An 18,580-nucleotide genomic window follows, 5' to 3' on the forward strand; every position below is an offset into this window, starting at 1 on the left:
TCAAAAACTGCTTTATTGTGTTACTTTTCCCCACTCTGCAGGATCTTTTCGCCATTCTACCAGCTTCTTCATATCCTTTTCCTGAATATAGCCATTTTCAACGGCTACTTCTGTCAGAGCTTCAATATCGGTCAGGGTATATGCTTCAATTTTCTCTTTGTCCAGCATTTCCTTTCCTTTTTCCAGCTGGTATGTAAAGATAGCTGCAACACCCAGCACTTCACAGCCCGCTTCTCTTAAAGCCTTGACAGCAGTGATAGCACTTCCTCCTGTTGAAATCAGATCTTCAACAACAACAACCTTCTGGCCTTTGTCAGCTTTTCCTTCAATTTGCTTGCCTTTCCCATGGCCCTTAGCCTTTGAGCGGACATAGCACATAGGCAGTTCCATAATGTCACTTACCCAGGCAGCATGCGGAATGCCTGCTGTTGCTGTACCTGCAATTAGTTCTGCTTCAGGAAATTTGTCCAGAATGATTGATTTAAGGCCAGCAGCTATTTCTTTTCTAACTTCAGGGTATGACAATGTAAGACGGTTATCGCAATAGATTGGAGCACGTAATCCTGAAGACCATATAAATGGATCGTTTGGGTTTAATGCAACTGCTTTTATATCTAATAATTTTTCTGCTATTTTACGCTTCATTTAGAACGCCCTCCCAAGATTGCTTGCATTGAATATATTTTTCAAATGGATTTTCCGCTCTTGTAATCGATCGGCCTACTACAATTGCGGAAGCCCCTTCCTTTCTGGCGAATTCAGGTGTTGCCACTCTTTTCTGATCTCCGGAGTCGTCAGATAACAGTCGTATTCCCGGTGTTACAGTCAAAAAGGAAGATCCTATTCGCGAACTTATCTCCCTTGCCTCAAGACTTGAACATACTACCCCATCAAGTCCTGCTTCTTTGGCAAGCTTGGCATAATGAAGAACAGATTCGTTTAATGAAGCAGGAATTAACTGCTCTGATTTCATTTGCTGTTCGGATGTGCTTGTCAGCTGCGTCACAGCAATACAAGATGGCCTTTTCCCTGAACTACCGGCTTCAAGTCCTTCACGTGCTGCTTCCATCATGGCTTTTCCTCCTGCGGCATGGACATTAACCATATCGCAGCCAAGCCCGGCAAGCCTCTTCATTGCACTTTTAACAGTATTAGGAATATCATGAAGCTTGAGATCAAGGAAGATCTCATGCCCTTGTTCTTTTAGTTCGTGAACGATGGAAGGACCCTCCTGATAAAATAACTCCATGCCGACCTTTAGAAATAATTTTTCATTTTCAAAGTTTTTCAGAAAATGATTAACTTCCATTTTCCCTGAAAAATCAAGAGCAATAATGAGCGGCTTTTTCATTCTTCTTCCAGCTCCTTCCTATACATTCTGAAATATGTTCATATCCAAGGTTTTCAATAAGTTCGGGCAGCCTATCGATAATTTTCGGACACACAAAAGGATCTACGAAGTTAGCTGTTCCAACCGCTACTGCACTTGCACCCGCATAGAAGTATTCGATTACATCCTCTGCAGATTCAATGCCGCCCATTCCGATTATAGGAAGGGACACCTGCTGGCTCACTTCATAAATCATCCTTAGCGCGACAGGCTTAATGGCTGGCCCTGAAAGTCCCCCTGTTCTATTTGCCAAAATCGGATTGCCTGTTTTTAGATCGATTCTCATGCCAACAAGCGTGTTGATCATTGTTAAACCGTCAGCTCCGCCATCTTCCACTGCTTTCGCCATTTCTACAATATTTGTGACATTTGGTGAAAGCTTTACATAGACAGGAACCTCTGAAACCTCTTTTACTTTTTTCGTTAGGTTTTTAGCAATTTCCGGTATAGTCCCAAAGGCAATTCCGCCTGTTTTTACATTCGGACAGGAGATGTTGAGCTCAAGCGCATGTACATTCGGGCTTTCAGAAATTCTTTTGGCAACCGCAACATAATCCTCTTCCTGCGAACCAGCTACATTGGCAATGATCGGTACATCATATTGTTCAAGCCAGATCAGTTCTTCATTCACCACTTTTTCCAGTCCTGGATTCTGCAGTCCTATTGCATTCAGCATTCCTGCTGAGGTCTCAGCCACTCTTGGTGTTGGATTTCCAAAACGGGGCTCAAAGGTTGTCGCCTTAATCATGATCGCACCCAATTGGCTCAAATCATACATTTGGCTGAATTCTCTTCCGAAGCCAAAGCATCCTGATGCAGGCATGATTGGATTTTTTAATTCCAGTCCAGGCAGATTGACATTTAATGAGTTCATAGAACTACCTCCCCTGCTTTAAAGACCGGTCCGTCACTGCAGACTTTTTTATAACTGTATCCATCAGGATCATCCCCTGTATGGCAAACGCATGCAAAGCACGCTCCGATGCCGCAGCCCATTCGTTCTTCCAATGAAAGGTATACCGTTTTATGAGAGTATTGATTTTCAAGCGCCTTCAGCATCGGCGTTGGGCCGCATGAATATAAAACATCGAAATTAATATTAAATTTATTAATAACATCTGTAACAAAGCCTTTCGTTCCTGCACTTCCATCAGCTGTAGCCAGATAGGTCTCGCCCAGCTGAGCAAACTTTTCTTCATAGAAAACCGCACTTGCTGACTGAAAGCCAAGGACATGTATCACCTTAACACCATGGCTTACAAGCTGTTTGGACAACTCATATAAAGGGGGGACTCCAATTCCGCCTCCCACAAGAAGTGCTGTATCCCCCCGGCCAGCTTCACTGATAGGAAACCCATTTCCCAGCGGCCCCAATACATCTGTGTAATCGCCAGGTTTTTTTTCTGAAAGCATCACCGTTCCCCTGCCTTCAGCACGATATATCATCTTAAACTGGCTTTCATCAGGTAAAATCTCTGCAATGCTGATCGGCCTTCTTAGCATCGGGTCATAACCCCCGGATATTTTCAAATGCACAAATTGCCCGGGCACTTTCATTTCATGAACAAGCTCACCTTGAAGGGTGAGCTCGTAAATGTTTTCGGCAAGTTTATTTTGCGATATTACAGTGCAGTGTTCCTGTCTGATCAAGATAAAACCGCCTCCCGGACTTGTTCTGGCTTATCCATCGCATCTGCTGAGAAATTCATTGATTCGATTACTTGAAGGATTGCTTCTGCCGTATCCAGGGAAGTAAGGCATGGCACGCCATTTTCCACCGATTCACGGCGGATGCGGAAGCCATCTCTGGCAGGCTGCTTTCCTTTTGTTAGAGTATTTATAACAAATTGCGCTTCGCCATTTCTGATGACATCCAGAAGGTTTGGCCCTTCTGAGCCGATCTTTCCAGTCACCTTTACAGGAATGCCGGCAGATTTAAGGAATAACGCTGTTCCGCTCGTTGCCATTAGCCTGTAGCCGATGGATACAAATCTCTTTGCCAGCTGCAGCGCCTCATCCTTATCCTTATCTGCGACAGTCATTAGTACGGTTCCAAACGGCTGGATTTTCATGCCGGAAGCAACAAGGCCTTTATAAAGGGCTTTTTCAAGCGTTGAATCTTTTCCCATAACTTCTCCAGTTGACTTCATTTCAGGCCCTAAAGTGATGTCTACTCTTCTTAATTTTGCAAAAGAGAACACTGGGACTTTTACAAACACGCCTTTTCTCTCCGGCAGGAGGCCAGATCCGCAGCCCTGCTGAGCCAATGTTTGGCCCATGATAACTTTCGTGGCGATTTTGGCCATTGGCACGTTTGTAATCTTGCTCAAGAAAGGAACCGTCCGGCTTGAACGCGGGTTGACTTCCAGGACATATACTTTCCCTTTTGCCACTACATACTGGATATTCAGGAGACCTATAATGCCAAGGCCCTTAGCCATCTTCTCGGTATACTCAACAAGCTTGTCTTTGATTGCTTCTGATATATTTTGCGGAGGATAGACGGCAATGGAATCTCCTGAGTGTACTCCAGCTCTTTCAATATGCTCCATGATGCCTGGAATAAGCACATTTTCTCCATCCGAAATGGCGTCCACTTCTATCTCCTTCCCAGTCAGATACCGGTCGATCAATACTGGATGCTCTGGATTTACTTTAACAGCGTTTTCCATATAATGAAGAAGCTCGGCTTCTTTATATACTATCTCCATGGCCCTTCCGCCAAGTACATATGATGGTCGGACAACTACGGGATAACCGATTTCACCAGCAACCGCTACTGCCTGCTCCACTGATAAGGCAGTCTTTCCTTTTGGCATCGGAATGCCAAGCTCTGCAAGAGCTTGCTCAAATTTATCCCGGTCCTCTGCCCGGTCTACATTTTCAAGAGAAGTTCCGAGAATTTTCACGCCTCTCTTTACCAGATCTGCTGCAAGGTTAATCGCTGTTTGTCCGCCAAATTGCACAACTACACCTTCTGGCTTCTCAAGATCAATGATGTGCATAACATCTTCAATCGTCAGCGGCTCAAAATATAGCTTATCGGAGATGCTAAAGTCAGTAGAAACAGTTTCCGGATTATTATTAATGATGATTGCTTCATAACCTGCTTCCTTGATGGCCCATACTGCGTGGACAGTTGAATAGTCAAACTCCACTCCCTGGCCAATTCGAATAGGACCTGAGCCGAGAACAACAACACTTTTGCGGCCGGTTACATCCGATTCGTTCTCATCTTCGTAAGTTCCATAGAAATACGGTGTTTCAGATTCAAATTCTGCTGCACATGTATCAACCATTTTATAAACCGGTACAATATCTTGTTCTTTTCTCCAGCTGTATACTTCCATTTCACTTGAATCCCACAGCCTGGCAATCACCAGATCGGCAAATCCCATTTCCTTTGCAGCTTTCCCTGTTTCAGGGTCAAAAGGATTTTCTGTTAATACACTCTCAAAATCTATGATTTTCTTAATCTTATGAAGGAAGAATAGATCAATCATACTCCATTCATGGATCGTCTCGATGGTGACTCCCCTTCTAATGGCTTCTCCGATATAAAACAAACGTTCATCGCCTGCTTTTCGAATCCGCTTTTCGATCAATTCATTCGAAATTTGGTCAGCGTCCTTCAGCTCAAGATGATAAATGTTGGCTTCAAGTGAACGGACTGCTTTCAGAAGAGATTCTTCAAATGTGCGGCCTATTGCCATCACTTCACCTGTAGCCTTCATTTGGGTCCCAAGCGAACGGTTCGCAGATTCAAATTTATCGAACGGCCAGCGTGGAATTTTAGAGACAATATAATCCAATGCCGGTTCAAAGCAGGCATATGTTTTTCCTGTCACAGGATTCATCATTTCATCAAGTGTCAGCCCCACCGCTATCTTGGCTGCCAGTTTGGCAATCGGATATCCTGTTGCCTTGGATGCAAGTGCTGATGAACGGCTGACACGCGGGTTAACTTCAATGATGTAATAATTGAAGCTATCCGGATCAAGTGCCAGCTGGACATTGCATCCTCCTTCAATCTCAAGGGCGCGGATAATTTTTAATGAAGTGTTTCTAAGCAGCTGATATTCACGATCACTTAAAGTTTGGCTTGGAGCTACAACAATGGAATCACCTGTGTGGACACCTACAGGATCGAAGTTTTCCATATTGCAGACAACAATCGCATTGTCATTGGAGTCTCGCATCACTTCATACTCAATTTCTTTGAAGCCCGCAATGCTCTTTTCAAGCAGGCACTGTGTTACAGGGCTGTTCTTCAAGCCGCTTGTCACAATTTCGATTAACTCTTCTTCATCGTGGCAGATTCCCCCGCCTGTCCCCCCTAATGTAAAAGCAGGGCGTACGATGACCGGATAGCCAATCCTATTTACAAACTTATAGGCTTCTTCAAGATTATGGATAATTTCACTTTCAGGCACCGGCTCGCCTAGTTCATTCATCAGATTTCTGAAAAGATCCCGGTCTTCCGCTTTTTGAATAGCAGATAATTTTGTACCGAGGATTTCAACCCCACATTCTTCCAACACACCTGATTCAGCAAGTTCTACTGCCAGGTTTAATCCTGTCTGTCCCCCAAGAGTAGGTACAAGGGCATCAGGGCGTTCTTTTCGGATGATGCGGCTGACGAATTCCAGCGTAAGCGGCTCAATATATACTGCGTCAGCAATTTCAGTATCTGTCATGATGGTAGCAGGATTGGAATTTACTAGAATGACACGATAACCTTCTTCTTTCAATGCAATGCAGGCCTGTGTTCCAGCATAATCAAACTCTGCTGCCTGTCCGATGACAATTGGTCCTGATCCGATAACTAAAATGCTTTTTATATCTGTACGCTTTGGCATGCTGCAGCACCTTCCTCTTTATGTGATTCAATCATTTGCAGGAATTGTTCAAATAATCCATTTGCATCCTCCGGTCCCGGTGAAGCCTCAGGGTGATATTGCACAGTGAACGCCGGGACTTCTTTATGTTTCAAACCTTCAATCGTTCCATCGTTTAATGCAATATGTGTTACTTCCAGAAGACTACCCGAGATGGAGTTTTCTTCCACTGAATATCCATGGTTTTGAGATGTTAATGCGACTTTTCCGGTTTGCAAATCTTTTACCGGATGGTTTGAACCGCGATGGCCGAATTTCATTTTTTCTGTATTGGCACCGCATGCGAGGGCAAAAAGCTGATGTCCCAGGCAAATCCCAAAAATCGGCACGTTTCCTAACAGACCTTTAATCATTGTGATGGCTTCCGGAACATCTTTCGGGTCTCCCGGCCCATTTGAAAGCATAACCCCATCCGGGCTCATGCTGAGTATTTCTTCAGCTGTTGTATTATATGGTACAACAATCACATCACAATCCCGTTTGTTTAATTCTCTTAAGATACCGTGTTTCATGCCGAAATCTACAAGGACTACCCTTCTGCCGCGTCCGGGGCTTGGATAAGGTGTCTTAGTTGAAACTTGCTTAACCTGATCGTTTCGCAGCTTGGTTGCCCGCAGTTTTTCTAAGATTAATTCCGGGTTTTCACTTATGCTGCAAATAGCACCTTTCAGCGTACCATGCTGCCTGATAATCCTTGTTAATTTTCTAGTATCAATCCCAGCGATCCCAGGGATGTTTTTCATCTCAAAGTATTCAGCAATTGACTGTTCATTTCTCCAGTTTGATGGAAACTCGCTTGCTTCTTTTACAATGAACCCGGAGATGGCAGGGGAGATGGATTCAAAATCATCTCGATTAATTCCATAATTTCCTATTAAAGGGTATGTCAATGTTACAATTTGTCCACAGTAGGAAGGGTCAGAGAGGATTTCCTGATAACCCGTCATTCCTGTATTGAATACTACCTCTCCAATCGAATTCGTATCGCTTCCAAAGCCTTTTCCAATAAAAATTGTTCCGTCTTCCAGAATCAGCTGTTTTTTCATGCTTTTACACTCCCTCTGTTCCAAACAATTTTTCCTTCAGCTATTGTCATGACTGGCCAGCCTTTACAATCCCAGCCAGTAAATGGCGTGTTTTTCCCTTTTGATAAGAACTGAACAGGGTCAATCTTTTCCTGGCGGTTTAGATCTAGCAGGACAAGATCAGCGATTTCACCTGCTTCCAATTTTCCTGATTGAATGCCGAACGCCTTTGCTGGCTTGATCGTTAAATAATCAATCACCTGTTTTAGCGTGAATATCCCCTTCTCGACAAAGTGTGTGTATAGAAGCGGGAAGGCTGTCTCAAGTCCAACAATCCCAAAAGGCGCCAGCTCCATCCCCTCTTCTTTTTCCGCTGCTGTGTGAGGTGCATGGTCGGTCGCGATAAAATCAATCGTGCCGTCCAATAATCCTTCTATTAAGGCAGATCGGTCATCTGCCCCTCTTAATGGAGGATTCATTTTAAAGTTTGCATCCAGACCTGGGATATCCTCTTCACATAGAAGGAGGTGATGAGGTGTCACTTCGGCCGTTACCTTGATGCCTGCCCGCTTTGCATCTCTTACCACCCTGACAGACTCTTTCGTGCTGATATGGCAGACATGATAATGGCAGCCAGCAGCTTCGGCAAGGAGTACATCCCTTGCGATTTGCACTGATTCACAGACGGAAGGAATACCATTTAAACCATTCTCTTTAGCAAAAACTCCATCATGTACGGAACCTTTGTTAATGAGGGTATTTTCTTCGCAGTGCGCAACAATCGGCATGCTTATCTCTGCGGCATTCCTCATTGCCTGCAGCATCATGGCTGCTGATTGAACCCCAACTCCGTCATCTGTAAAAGCAAACGCTCCAGCTTCTTTCAGTGCTTTAAAATCTGTTAATTCCTGGCCAAGCTCACGGATCGTAATCGATGCATATGGCAAAACCTTGACCGACGCAGTCTCTTCAATACGGCAGTTCAATTTATCAAGCTGTTCTTTCGTATCAGGTACAGGCCGGGTATTCGGCATGGCAGCAACCGTTGTGAAACCGCCTTTGGCTGCTGCTTTAGTGCCAGTTTCAATGGTCTCTTTCTTTTCACCGCCAGGTTCACGCAAGTGTACATGGAGATCTATAAAGCCTGGTGCAATCAATAAGCCTTCAGCATCAATCACTTCCTGTGCCTTTTCCTCGATACCTGCACCTATCCCGGCAATTTTTCCTGACTTTATGTAAATGTCAGTTTTTACAAAGTTCCCTTCTTTAGTAAGCAACTGGCCATTTTTGATTAATATTGACATGATTAGCTCCCCCTTCAATATGTTCAATCGATCTTTTTAGTACAGCCATTCGGATGTACACACCATTTTGCATTTGTTTGAAGATTCTGGAACGCTCACATTCCACCAGGCAATCTGCTATTTCCACACCCCGATTTACAGGGGCCGGATGCATGATAATGCTGTTTGGCTTCATTTTTGTTTCACGCTCTTCTGTAAGGCCGTATGCCAGGTGGTATTCTTCAGCCGTTTGATTGGCTTTGGATTCATGCCGCTCATGCTGGATTCTCAGCAGCATGACAGCATCAGCGGTTTCAATAGCTGTATCAACATCTTCATACATGCCATTTTCAAGCAATTCTTCATTGAACCATTCTTTTGGTCCGGAGAAAACAACCTTCGCACCGAGCCGGACAAGTGCATCTGCATTGGATCTTGCGACACGGCTATGGGCAATATCACCGATGATGGCTACTTTTAATCCTTCAAAGGAACCGAATTCCTGTTTAATTGTCAGCAGGTCTAGCAGGGATTGTGTTGGATGGTGGCCGCAGCCATCCCCTGCATTAAGGATAGAAACACCGCTTTTATCTGTTAATTCGTCAAAGTAGCGGTCCTGGCTATGGCGAATGACTACTGCATGCACTCCGATTGCTTCAAGTGTTTTTACCGTATCGTATAGTGACTCACCCTTCGATACACTTGACGTACTGACTTCAAATGGGATTATGTCCAATCCAAGCCGCCTTTCCGCAACTTCAAAGCTGCACTTTGTCCTTGTGCTATTCTCAAAAAAGAGGTTGGCGACAAAAACCTTTTGTTCAGGAGTCCATGTTCCGCCGTTTAAAAAGTATTGTGCATCATTAAGTATTTTATTGATTTCTTTAATCTCTAGCTCTGAGGTAGTGAGCAAATGTTTCAATTTTTTTCCTCCTCTTCAAAAAAAGCACCCTGCCGATTTGGTCAGGGTGCTGCAAAGTTGAGGCAGCCAGATATACGGATACACTGATCCCCGTATAGCAGGTTTGCCGCCAACACCCTTATAAGCCTCTCGGGACTTAGTTAAAAAGCGTTAAGCTACATTATTTTTTTTTTCATTTTCAGCTTCAAACATATCTTCCTTAGCCTCTTCTCTTCCAGGGAGAATCAGGTTCAGGAGAACGCCGCTGATCGCTGCCAGAGCCATTCCTTCCAGTTTGAATGCCCAAATTTCGATATGGGCTCCGCCAATTCCGAGTACAAGGATGACGGATGCGATAACCAGGTTACGGTTGTTTCCAAAATCCACCTTGCTGTCAACAAGCATTCTTAATCCTGATGAAGCGATGATCCCGAACAGCAGGATCGACACGCCGCCCATTACTGGAGTAGGGATCGAGCTGATCAGTGCTGTTACCTTGCCAATGAATCCGAAGATGATGGCGATGACTGCAGCACCTGCCAGTACATAGACACTGTATATTTTTGTGATGGCCAGTACGCCAATGTTTTCACCGTAAGTTGTCTTTGGCGGACCCCCGATTAATGCCGAGATCATTGTTCCTGTTCCATCAGCAAGGATGGAGCGGTGAAGACCCGGTTCTTTAATATAGTCTCTCCCAACTACTTTTCCAAGGACAAGCTGATGCCCGATATGTTCAGAGATTGTCACAACAGCCACCGGAATCATTAGAAGTGCCAGATCCAGGGTTATCCTCACTTCATAATCAGCGAACGGAATTATGAACTCCGGCATTTCGAACCAGGCTGCCTGCTGTACAAGTGAGAAGTCTATAAGGCCCACAGCCAGTGAGTAAACATACCCGATGATGATACCTGCAAGAATCGGCACCATGCTGAGCATTCCTTTTGCATAGATGGAGAAGATAATTGTTGCACCTAAAGTGATGAGCGCCGCTGAAAAATGCAGCATGCTGTATTCACCCGTTTCAGGGTTGTTCATGGCCATACCGACTGCTGTGCCTGCTAATGCCAAACCGATTACGATGATAACCGGGCCGACCACGATGGGTGGAAGCAGATTCATAATCCAGCGGTAGCCAGCTTTTTTGATGATTAATGCTACGGCTCCATATACTAGTCCTGCCATAAAGCTTCCGATCATGGCAGCACCTGGTCCGCCAGCTGCTTTTGCTGCGATGATCGGAGCAATGAAAGCGAAAGATGACCCTAAGTATGCCGGTACCTGCCATTTTGTTATGATGAGGAAAGCGATTGTTGCCAGTCCGCTTGAGATTAAAGCTATGGCAGGATTTAATCCTACTAAGAAAGGTACAAGTATAGTGGCTCCAAACATTGCGAATAAGTGCTGTAAACTTAATGTCAGCCAATGGGCTGGTTTTGGAACATCTTTTATATCTAGAATAGGCTTATGCATCCCAATCTCTCCTCTTCATTTTATTAAAAAACCCTCCTTGCCAGATCCGCAAAGAGGGTAAAAGAGCACAGCAAAAGACAGACTGCTTCTGCTGAGTTCCCCTTTGCCAGCCTCTCTGGACTGCATTTAAAAGGGCTATTTAATTTTCAAAAATGCTTACTTGATCGTTTTCATCCACTTCCTTCAGCTCAACAACAATTTTCTCCGAACTGGAGGTTGGAATGTTTTTTCCTACATAATCAGCTCTTATCGGAAGCTCTCTATGGCCCCGGTCCACGAGTACTGCCAGCTGAATCTGCGATGGCCTTCCGATGTCAATCAGCGCATCAAGAGCGGCTCTGACCGTTCTTCCTGTATAAAGAACATCATCGACCAAGATCACTTTCTGATCATTTATATCTTTTGGAACATCTGAGCCTTTGACTAGCGGCTCCTGATTATCAGTCTTTTTTGTAAGATCATCTCTATAGAGAGTGATATCAAGTTCGCCTACATCAATTTTGGCACCTTCTATTTGTTCGATCCGCTCGGCCAGGCGGTTCGCCAGGTAAATCCCCCTTGTGCGGATTCCAATCAGGATGCAATGTTCGATCCCTTTATTTTTCTCTATGATTTCATGAGCTATCCTTGTCAGCGCTCTCCTGATTGCCTGGTCATCCAAAACAATTGCTTTTTGCTGCGGCATTCTGACTCACCTCTATTATCTGATTCTCTTCTGTTAATGTTATATATAAAAAAACCCTCTCACCGATCGGGCGAGAGGGTAAACGATTCTGATGCTGCAGAATAAGGGATACAAATTTCCTTATTCAATCCGTTTCCTTCCCAGCCTCACGGGACTGTTTTAAAGGACTTATTCAACTATTGTCATCTTAAAGCACAATTAGACAATTGTCAACGATTATTTGCCAGTTTATCTAATAGCTCCTCGAAATAAGCAGGTATAGATGCCTCAAATTCCAGGTACTCTCCTGTTCTTGGATGTTCAAATCCAAGAACACCTGCATGCAGTGCCTGTCCGCCAATATCAAGAGTCTTTCTTGGACCGTATTTAGGATCTCCTGCCAGAGGATAGCCAATATATTTCATATGAACACGGATTTGATGAGTTCTTCCCGTTTCCAGCTGGCATTCCACCAGTGTGAAATCCCTGAAACGCTCCAGGACCTGAAAATGAGTAACCGCATGTTTTCCATTGTCAACAACGGTCATGCTTTGACGGTCTTTGGGATCGCGGGCAATAGGCGCATCAATCGTACCATAATCATGGGGAATAACTCCATGAACAACGGCACGGTACTTACGTGTAACCGTTTTATTCATCAGCTGGTTCACAAGACTTTCATGTGCCATATCATTCTTAGCAACCATAAGAAGTCCTGATGTATCTTTATCGATTCTATGAACGATTCCTGGCCTCATAACCCCATTAATTCCTGAAAGATCTGTGCAATGTGCCATAAGTCCATTAACAAGAGTGCCAGTACCATGCCCGGCTGCCGGATGGACCACCATTCCTTTTGGTTTGTTTACCACCAGGACATCTTTATCTTCATAATAAATATCCAGATCCATTTTTTCCGGCACGACATCTAATTCCTCAGGTTCAGGAATTGATATTTCAATTTTATCATTTGCCGTACATTTGTAATTGGTTTTCGGCTTCTGCCCATTTACAAGGACATTGCCGTCTTTGATCCATTGCTGAACCTGCGTTCTTGACCAATCCGCATTCAGTGTGGATAACACTTTATCTATTCTTTCTCCTGCCTGTTCATCAGGAATGATGTGTTCCATTTTCTCCATAAGATTTCTCCTTTTTCTTTGCTTCTCTCTCTTCAAGCAGCATCTGAATCATCAATAATCCTACACCAATGACCAGTGCCGAGTCAGCAATATTGAAAACGGGAAAGTCATAGCCAAAAATATAAGTGTTTACAAAATCCACCACTTCTTTTCGAAATACCCTGTCAATAAAGTTTCCAATCGCTCCGCCCAGCATCAGGCCCAAAGAGACTCCAAGAAGCAATTTGCCTTTGGCTGCTTTTTGAATGTAATAAATGATACCAATTATGACAATAACGGTTATTACGTAGAAAAACCACATTTGCCCCTGCAGGATGCCCCAGGCAGCGCCACGGTTGCGGTGCGATGTAATATAAAGAAAGTCCTCAATAACTTTAACACTTTCCCCTAATTCAAAGTTCTTAACAATCAGCCATTTCGTAAACTGATCAAGTGCTATCACGAACAATGCAATTATGTAATAAAACACAAAGGCAACCCCCAAATCTCATATCATTACCTTTGCATTTTAGCACAAACTGAATAAAAAACACAGCACGCGCCTAAACTCAGTGGAAAATAGATTTTCTGTAGAATTTCCCAAGCCTGCTGCAATCCTCCATTGTTTTTAAAGTAGGGATCATATGAAGCAAATCTGACGGGAGCAGCTCACCTGAAATTTCACATATGCCAAAGCTTCCAGTTTCAATTTTGCTGAGTGTTTGCTCGATATCATGCAGTTCTTCCAATAAAATAGGTTTTATCAAAGCGGAACTATTGCCTTCCATTAGTCTTTCCAATATTTCCTGTCTTGTATTACGGAGTTCTGTATATAGCCCTTCTGCCTTTGCATCCATGCCGTTTCCTCCGTTCTATGATGTTTACTTTATTATCTTCTCGGATCGGATTTCAGACACGGGCAAACTTTTAGCAAACGGCACAACATTTAGTGAAGGTGGAATTATTTATAAAATGGATTTCGCATTCGCCTTAGGATAAAAAAGAACGTCATTTATCAAAAAAAACAGTCCCCCAAATATTTGAGGGACTGCAGGTATTTAAGCCAAGTGGCTATAATTATTCTTTACAACCTCAGCACAGCGGGGGCAAAGAGTGTCATAGCCTTCTGTCTGGCCGACTTCTGGAGTAACTGTCCAGCAGCGATCACATGTTTCGCCTTCTGCTTTGGAAACCACAATTGCAGTATTTTCAAATTTCACGGCATTTTCAGGTGCATCTGACAGGCTGCCTGCAACCTCAAATCCAGAAACGATAAAGATTTGCTGAAGATTTTCCTGAATTGAATCCAGCAGGCTCTTTGCTTGATCATTTACATAAAGTGTCACTTTAGCAGTCAGAGATTTGCCGATCACCTTTTCATTACGCGCTTCCTCCAATGCTTTAAGAACATCATTGCGAAGCTTCATAAATGCAGTCCACTTTTCTTCCAGCTGTTTCGCGTTCGGAAGCTCTTGATATTCAGGCATATCCGTCAATTGTACACTTACTTCCTTCACATTCGGAATAAAGCTCCAAACTTCATCTGAAGTATGGGAAAGGATAGGTGCAACAAGTTTTGTCAAAGCAATAAGGCTCTCATATAAAACAGTTTGGATAGCACGGCGTTCTGCATTATCTTTCGCTTCAATGTATAGGACATCTTTAGCAAAATCAAGATAGAATGCACTTAGATCCAATGTACAGAAATTATTGACAGCATGGTAGATGCTGGCAAATTCATAGCGGTCATAAGACTCGCGAACATTCTTGATCAGTTTATTCAGCTTAACAAGCATAAACTGGTCAACTTCACGCAGGTTTTCAAATGAAACCGAGTCTGTTGCCGGGTTAAAATCATCCAGATTTCCAAGCAAGAAGCGGAACGTATTGCGGATCTTTCTATATACTTCTGCAACCTGCTTCAGAATAGCATCAGATACCCGGACATCTGCCTGATAATCAACTGACGCCACCCATAAACGCAGAATGTCAGCACCAAGCTGATTCATGACTTTTGCCGGAACAACTACGTTTCCGATGGATTTACTCATTTTTCTTCCTTCGCCATCAAGTGTGAACCCGTGGCTCAGGACACCTTTATAAGGAGCTTTGCCTGTTACTGCTACAGCAGTTGAAAGTGAAGAGTTAAACCAGCCTCGGTATTGATCAGAGCCTTCAAGGTATAAATCTGCAGGACGCTGTAAATCGTCGCGCTCTAAAAGAACTGCCTGATGGGAAGAACCGGAATCAAACCACACGTCCATGATATCCGTTTCTTTTGTAAACTGGCCATTCGGGCTTCCTGGATGTGTAAATCCTTCAGGCAGCAGTTCTTTCGCTTCTCTCTCGAACCAGATGTTCGAACCATGTTCACGGAAAAGATTAGACACATGTTCAATTGTTTCATCTGTGATAATTTCTTCTCCATTTTCCGCATAAAAGACAGGAATTGGCACGCCCCATACACGCTGTCGGGAGATGCACCAATCACCGCGGTCCCTGACCATGTTAAATAGTCTTGTCTCGCCCCATGCAGGATACCAATTTGTTTCCTTAACAGCTTCCAGAAGTTCATTGCGGAAATCTTTAATGGATGCAAACCATTGGGCAGTAGCACGGAAAATAACTGGTTTTTTCGTTCTCCAGTCATGCGGATAAGAGTGAGTAATAAAAGTAAGTTTTAATAAAGCCCCGGCTTCCTCAAGTTTTTCAGTAATCGGCTTATTGGCTGCATCATAGAATAAACCTTCAAAGCCAGGAGCTTCACTAGTCATGTTTCCTTTATCATCAACCGGGCATAATACGTCTAACCCGTATTTCATGCCTACATGGAAATCGTCTTCCCCATGGCCAGGAGCAGTGTGAACACACCCAGTACCAGCATCAGTTGTAACATGCTCACCCAGCATGACAAGGGAATCACGGCCATAAAGGGGATGCTCGGCAACTACATTTTCGAGGTCGGTCCCTTTTACTGATTGGACAACTTTATAGTCTTCCCATTCAAATTCTTTAGCCACTGAAGCCAGTAAATCTTCAGCAACCATAAACTTTTTGCTGTTTGCCTCAACTACACTATAGGTAAGGTCCGGATGAATTGAAATTCCAAGGTTTGCCGGAATAGTCCATGGAGTAGTAGTCCAGATGACAATATGAGTGTCCTGATCTAATACGTTCTTGCCATCTTTTACTTTAAAAGCAACATAGATGGACGGTGAACGCTTATCTTTATACTCAATTTCAGCTTCAGCCAGAGCTGATTCAGATGATGGTGACCAATATACAGGCTTTTTACCTTTGTAGATATAGCCTTTTTTCGCCATTTCCCCAAATACTTTTATTTGCTGGGCTTCGTACTCAGGCTTTAGAGTGATGTATGGATTCTCCCAGTCACCGCGGACGCCTAAGCGCTTAAATTGACCGCGCTGGCTGTCAATCTGCTCGTATGCATACTCTTCACAAAGCTTGCGGAACTCAGCAATACTCATTTCTTTACGCTTTACGCCTTTGTTTGTCAAGGCCTGCTCAATTGGCAAACCATGTGTATCCCAGCCAGGAACATATGGAGCATTATAGCCAGTCATTGACTTAGAGCGTACGATGAAATCCTTTAAGATTTTATTCAGCGCATGGCCGATGTGGATGTCGCCATTCGCATATGGAGGACCATCATGCAGAACAAACATTGGACGGCCTTTGGTCCGTTCCTGGACCTTCTCATAAATATTCATCTCTTCCCATTTTGCCTGAATTTCTGGTTCGCGCTTTGGAAGATTGCCGCGCATTGGGAATTCGGTTTTTGGCATTAATAAACTATCTTTGTAATCCATTCCTTTGCCTCCTGTTTATAACTCATTAAATACCATGATAGCCAATGAGAGCTGATAAAAACCACAGTAAAATACAAAAAAACCTTCCCATCCCAAAAAGGGACGAGAAGGTTGTATTCTCCCGCGGTACCACCCTTGTAGATGAAAAATGATTATGTTTCATCCGCTCAAAGAATTCTTAACGTGAATGAACCGCCTTGGCCTACTGATGGTTATACGTTCGGCAAGGAACTCAAGGGTGATTTTCCAGCTTTTGCTTATACCCGGGCTTCCACCATCCCCGGCTCGCTTACAGAGTAAGAATGCCATTCTGTACATAAGCTTTGAAAGACTGTACTGTCCCTCTCATTGTTGATAAACATCGTATTTTACTTTGTTTTAAAATTATATGCGATATTTCCAGCTTTCGTCAAGCCAGTGATTCTTCTTCTTCTCTTAATGACTTAAGTTCAGTGGAATCCAGCTTATATTCCATTAAATGATCCCAATCATCGTTGTTTAGCATATCCAGCTGTGCTTCAACAAGCATCTTGAAACGTGTTCGGAATACTTTGGACTGTTTCTTTAAATCTTCAATATCCAGTGCGATTTTTCTCGCTTTAGACAGGGATTCGTTCACAATTCTGTCAGCATTCTTTTCAGCTTCTTTAATGATTAGCTTCGCTTCTTTATGGGCATTGCGCTTTACTTCCTCTGCTGCTTCCTGTGCAACCACAATAGATTTATTAAGTGTTTCTTCAATTGTAGTAAAGTGGCCTATGCGTTCGTTTGTATCATTGAGCTTTTCTTCAAGCTCCTTTTTTTCCCTGATCAGGATTTCGTAGTCCTTTATGATCTGGTCGAGGAATTCGTTTACTTCATCTTCGTCATAACCGCGGAATCCTTTGCTGAATTCCTTGTTATGAATATCTAACGGTGTTAATGGCATGTGTGCCACCTCCCAGGTCTGTTGATCTTATGTAAATTGGTTTGAGCCTGCTGGTTCATTTTAATTATAGCAGACTCCGTAGTCTTTTGATTATTTATTCGACAGGTTGTTTCAAATTCCTTCAAGATTATAAAAAATTTTATCTGTTTGCTTAAGTGTTGACTTCCGCTGCAGGCACTCAGCCCGGCGGGCTTCCGGCAGCCTCCTGAGTGCGCTGACCCCAGTAGTCTCGCTCCATACATCGCATATAGGCTATCTCTGCCTCCCAGCAATAATCCTCCATTTGTCCTTCTTTGTTTTCCCATCTATATCTATGATTTTGGAACGGCCTTGACCCCTGACTGAGATGATGTCGCTTTGCTGGCATTCAAATGAGGGGTTTTCTATTTGCGTCCAATTGACTTTGACTAATCCCTGCTGGATATAGAGCTGGGATTTTTGCCTGGAGATATTGTAGATGGCTGAGATGACTGTATCCAATCTCAGGGATGAAGAGGTGATGGAGCTTTCTTTCCACACTTCTGCTGATTGGATTGCCTCTGAAAAGGGCAGTTTTTTCAGGGACACGGAAGCTCTGCCAATTGACTGCAGCTGCAGGCTGATGTAATCTTCAATTTCTTGTGCTGCAAAAAACTGGATTCTGTCGTCTTCAAAAAGGATATCACCGAATTTCCCTCTTTTTAGCCCTAGAGACATTAGACTGCCCAGGACTTGCGGGTGTTCTATGGTGACAAACTTTTTTGGGTATTCCAGTTCAAACAGCCGAATTTGAAAATCTCCCTCATCGCTTTCATAGTAATCCGGAAATATGAGGGCTCTCTTTCTCTCAGCATTTGGAGTTCCGCCAAATAAAGCAAATAAGATTCCGGCATGCTGCCCTATGACGCTTTTAAGGATTTGCTGCTCCCTTGGGTCAAGAAAATCAGTAAGCTTTGGTGCATATGTATTTTCTACAAGGTCTTTCCAGTTAAGAACCTGATCGATAAATTCTTTTTCTTCCGGCCGGAAGTGCTGATAAATGGTCATCTTTAAGGAACCTCCTTTTTACACAAATAAAAAAGGGC

The 18,580-nt window shown here is 43.5% G+C and carries 16 protein-coding genes and 1 other annotated feature; all 16 genes read right to left on the reverse strand.

Going from position 1 to position 18,580, the window contains the following annotated elements; all coding sequences use genetic code 11:
• Positions 1–12 precede the first annotated feature (12 nt).
• On the reverse strand, positions 13–645 hold the full coding sequence (gene pyrE / locus MKY20_RS21460; RefSeq protein ID WP_019381728.1) for an orotate phosphoribosyltransferase: 633 nt from the start codon (positions 643–645) through the stop codon (positions 13–15).
• Positions 635–1,351 (reverse strand): orotidine-5'-phosphate decarboxylase, encoded by a 717-nt coding sequence (pyrF, locus tag MKY20_RS21465; RefSeq protein WP_009330826.1) that lies wholly within the window; start codon positions 1,349–1,351, stop codon positions 635–637. The genes pyrE and pyrF overlap by 11 nt, the downstream gene beginning before the upstream one ends.
• Positions 1,323–2,264: a dihydroorotate dehydrogenase gene (locus MKY20_RS21470; RefSeq protein WP_251175159.1), complete on the reverse strand. Its 942-nt coding sequence runs from the start codon at positions 2,262–2,264 to the stop codon at positions 1,323–1,325. Before MKY20_RS21470 ends, pyrF begins: the two co-directional genes overlap by 29 nt.
• On the reverse strand, positions 2,261–3,037 hold the full coding sequence (locus tag MKY20_RS21475; protein WP_308937094.1) for a dihydroorotate dehydrogenase electron transfer subunit: 777 nt from the start codon (positions 3,035–3,037) through the stop codon (positions 2,261–2,263). The genes MKY20_RS21470 and MKY20_RS21475 overlap by 4 nt, the downstream gene beginning before the upstream one ends.
• Positions 3,037–6,249, reverse strand: coding sequence for a carbamoyl-phosphate synthase large subunit (gene carB, locus MKY20_RS21480; RefSeq protein ID WP_251175157.1), 3,213 nt, complete (start codon positions 6,247–6,249; stop codon positions 3,037–3,039). The genes MKY20_RS21475 and carB overlap by 1 nt, the downstream gene beginning before the upstream one ends.
• Positions 6,228–7,334 (reverse strand): carbamoyl phosphate synthase small subunit, encoded by a 1,107-nt coding sequence (locus tag MKY20_RS21485; protein WP_019381725.1) that lies wholly within the window; start codon positions 7,332–7,334, stop codon positions 6,228–6,230. The genes carB and MKY20_RS21485 overlap by 22 nt, the downstream gene beginning before the upstream one ends.
• The gene (locus MKY20_RS21490; protein ID WP_251175156.1) at positions 7,331–8,617 is read right to left on the reverse strand and encodes a dihydroorotase; all 1,287 of its coding nucleotides are present in this window, start codon (positions 8,615–8,617) and stop codon (positions 7,331–7,333) included. The genes MKY20_RS21485 and MKY20_RS21490 overlap by 4 nt, the downstream gene beginning before the upstream one ends.
• Positions 8,580–9,518, reverse strand: a complete 939-nt coding sequence (locus MKY20_RS21495; protein WP_071156636.1) for an aspartate carbamoyltransferase catalytic subunit — start codon at positions 9,516–9,518, stop codon at positions 8,580–8,582. Before MKY20_RS21495 ends, MKY20_RS21490 begins: the two co-directional genes overlap by 38 nt.
• Before the next feature lie 150 nt (positions 9,519–9,668).
• The gene (locus MKY20_RS21500) at positions 9,669–10,973 is read right to left on the reverse strand and encodes a solute carrier family 23 protein (RefSeq protein WP_009330833.1); all 1,305 of its coding nucleotides are present in this window, start codon (positions 10,971–10,973) and stop codon (positions 9,669–9,671) included.
• Positions 10,974–11,112: 139 nt separating this feature from the next.
• Complete coding sequence (gene pyrR / locus MKY20_RS21505; protein WP_009330834.1) at positions 11,113–11,658, reverse strand: bifunctional pyr operon transcriptional regulator/uracil phosphoribosyltransferase PyrR; 546 nt, start codon at positions 11,656–11,658, stop codon at positions 11,113–11,115.
• Positions 11,659–11,867: 209 nt separating this feature from the next.
• Positions 11,868–12,779, reverse strand: a complete 912-nt coding sequence (locus tag MKY20_RS21510) for an RluA family pseudouridine synthase (RefSeq protein ID WP_019381722.1) — start codon at positions 12,777–12,779, stop codon at positions 11,868–11,870.
• The gene (gene lspA / locus MKY20_RS21515) at positions 12,751–13,248 is read right to left on the reverse strand and encodes a signal peptidase II (protein ID WP_009330836.1); all 498 of its coding nucleotides are present in this window, start codon (positions 13,246–13,248) and stop codon (positions 12,751–12,753) included. Before lspA ends, MKY20_RS21510 begins: the two co-directional genes overlap by 29 nt.
• A 79-nt stretch (positions 13,249–13,327) precedes the next feature.
• Entirely contained in the window at positions 13,328–13,615 is a 288-nt protein-coding gene (locus tag MKY20_RS21520) for a hypothetical protein (protein WP_009330838.1), read from the reverse strand.
• Positions 13,616–13,816: 201 nt separating this feature from the next.
• Positions 13,817–16,588 carry an isoleucine--tRNA ligase gene (ileS, locus tag MKY20_RS21525; protein ID WP_009330839.1) on the reverse strand — a complete coding sequence of 924 codons (2,772 nt, stop codon included), beginning with the start codon at positions 16,586–16,588 and terminating at the stop codon, positions 13,817–13,819.
• Positions 16,589–16,683: 95 nt separating this feature from the next.
• Positions 16,684–16,946: a binding site (T-box leader), on the reverse strand.
• 51 nt (positions 16,947–16,997) lie between these two features.
• Positions 16,998–17,516 (reverse strand): DivIVA domain-containing protein, encoded by a 519-nt coding sequence (locus MKY20_RS21530; protein ID WP_009330841.1) that lies wholly within the window; start codon positions 17,514–17,516, stop codon positions 16,998–17,000.
• 252 nt (positions 17,517–17,768) lie between these two features.
• A complete protein-coding gene (locus MKY20_RS21535; RefSeq protein ID WP_009330844.1) occupies positions 17,769–18,542 on the reverse strand; it encodes a YlmH family RNA-binding protein in 774 nt (257 codons plus the stop codon).
• Positions 18,543–18,580 lie beyond the last annotated feature (38 nt).

This window comes from Cytobacillus sp. FSL W8-0315, from assembly GCF_038002905.1.
Lineage (GTDB): Bacteria > Bacillota > Bacilli > Bacillales > Cytobacillaceae > Cytobacillus > Cytobacillus pseudoceanisediminis.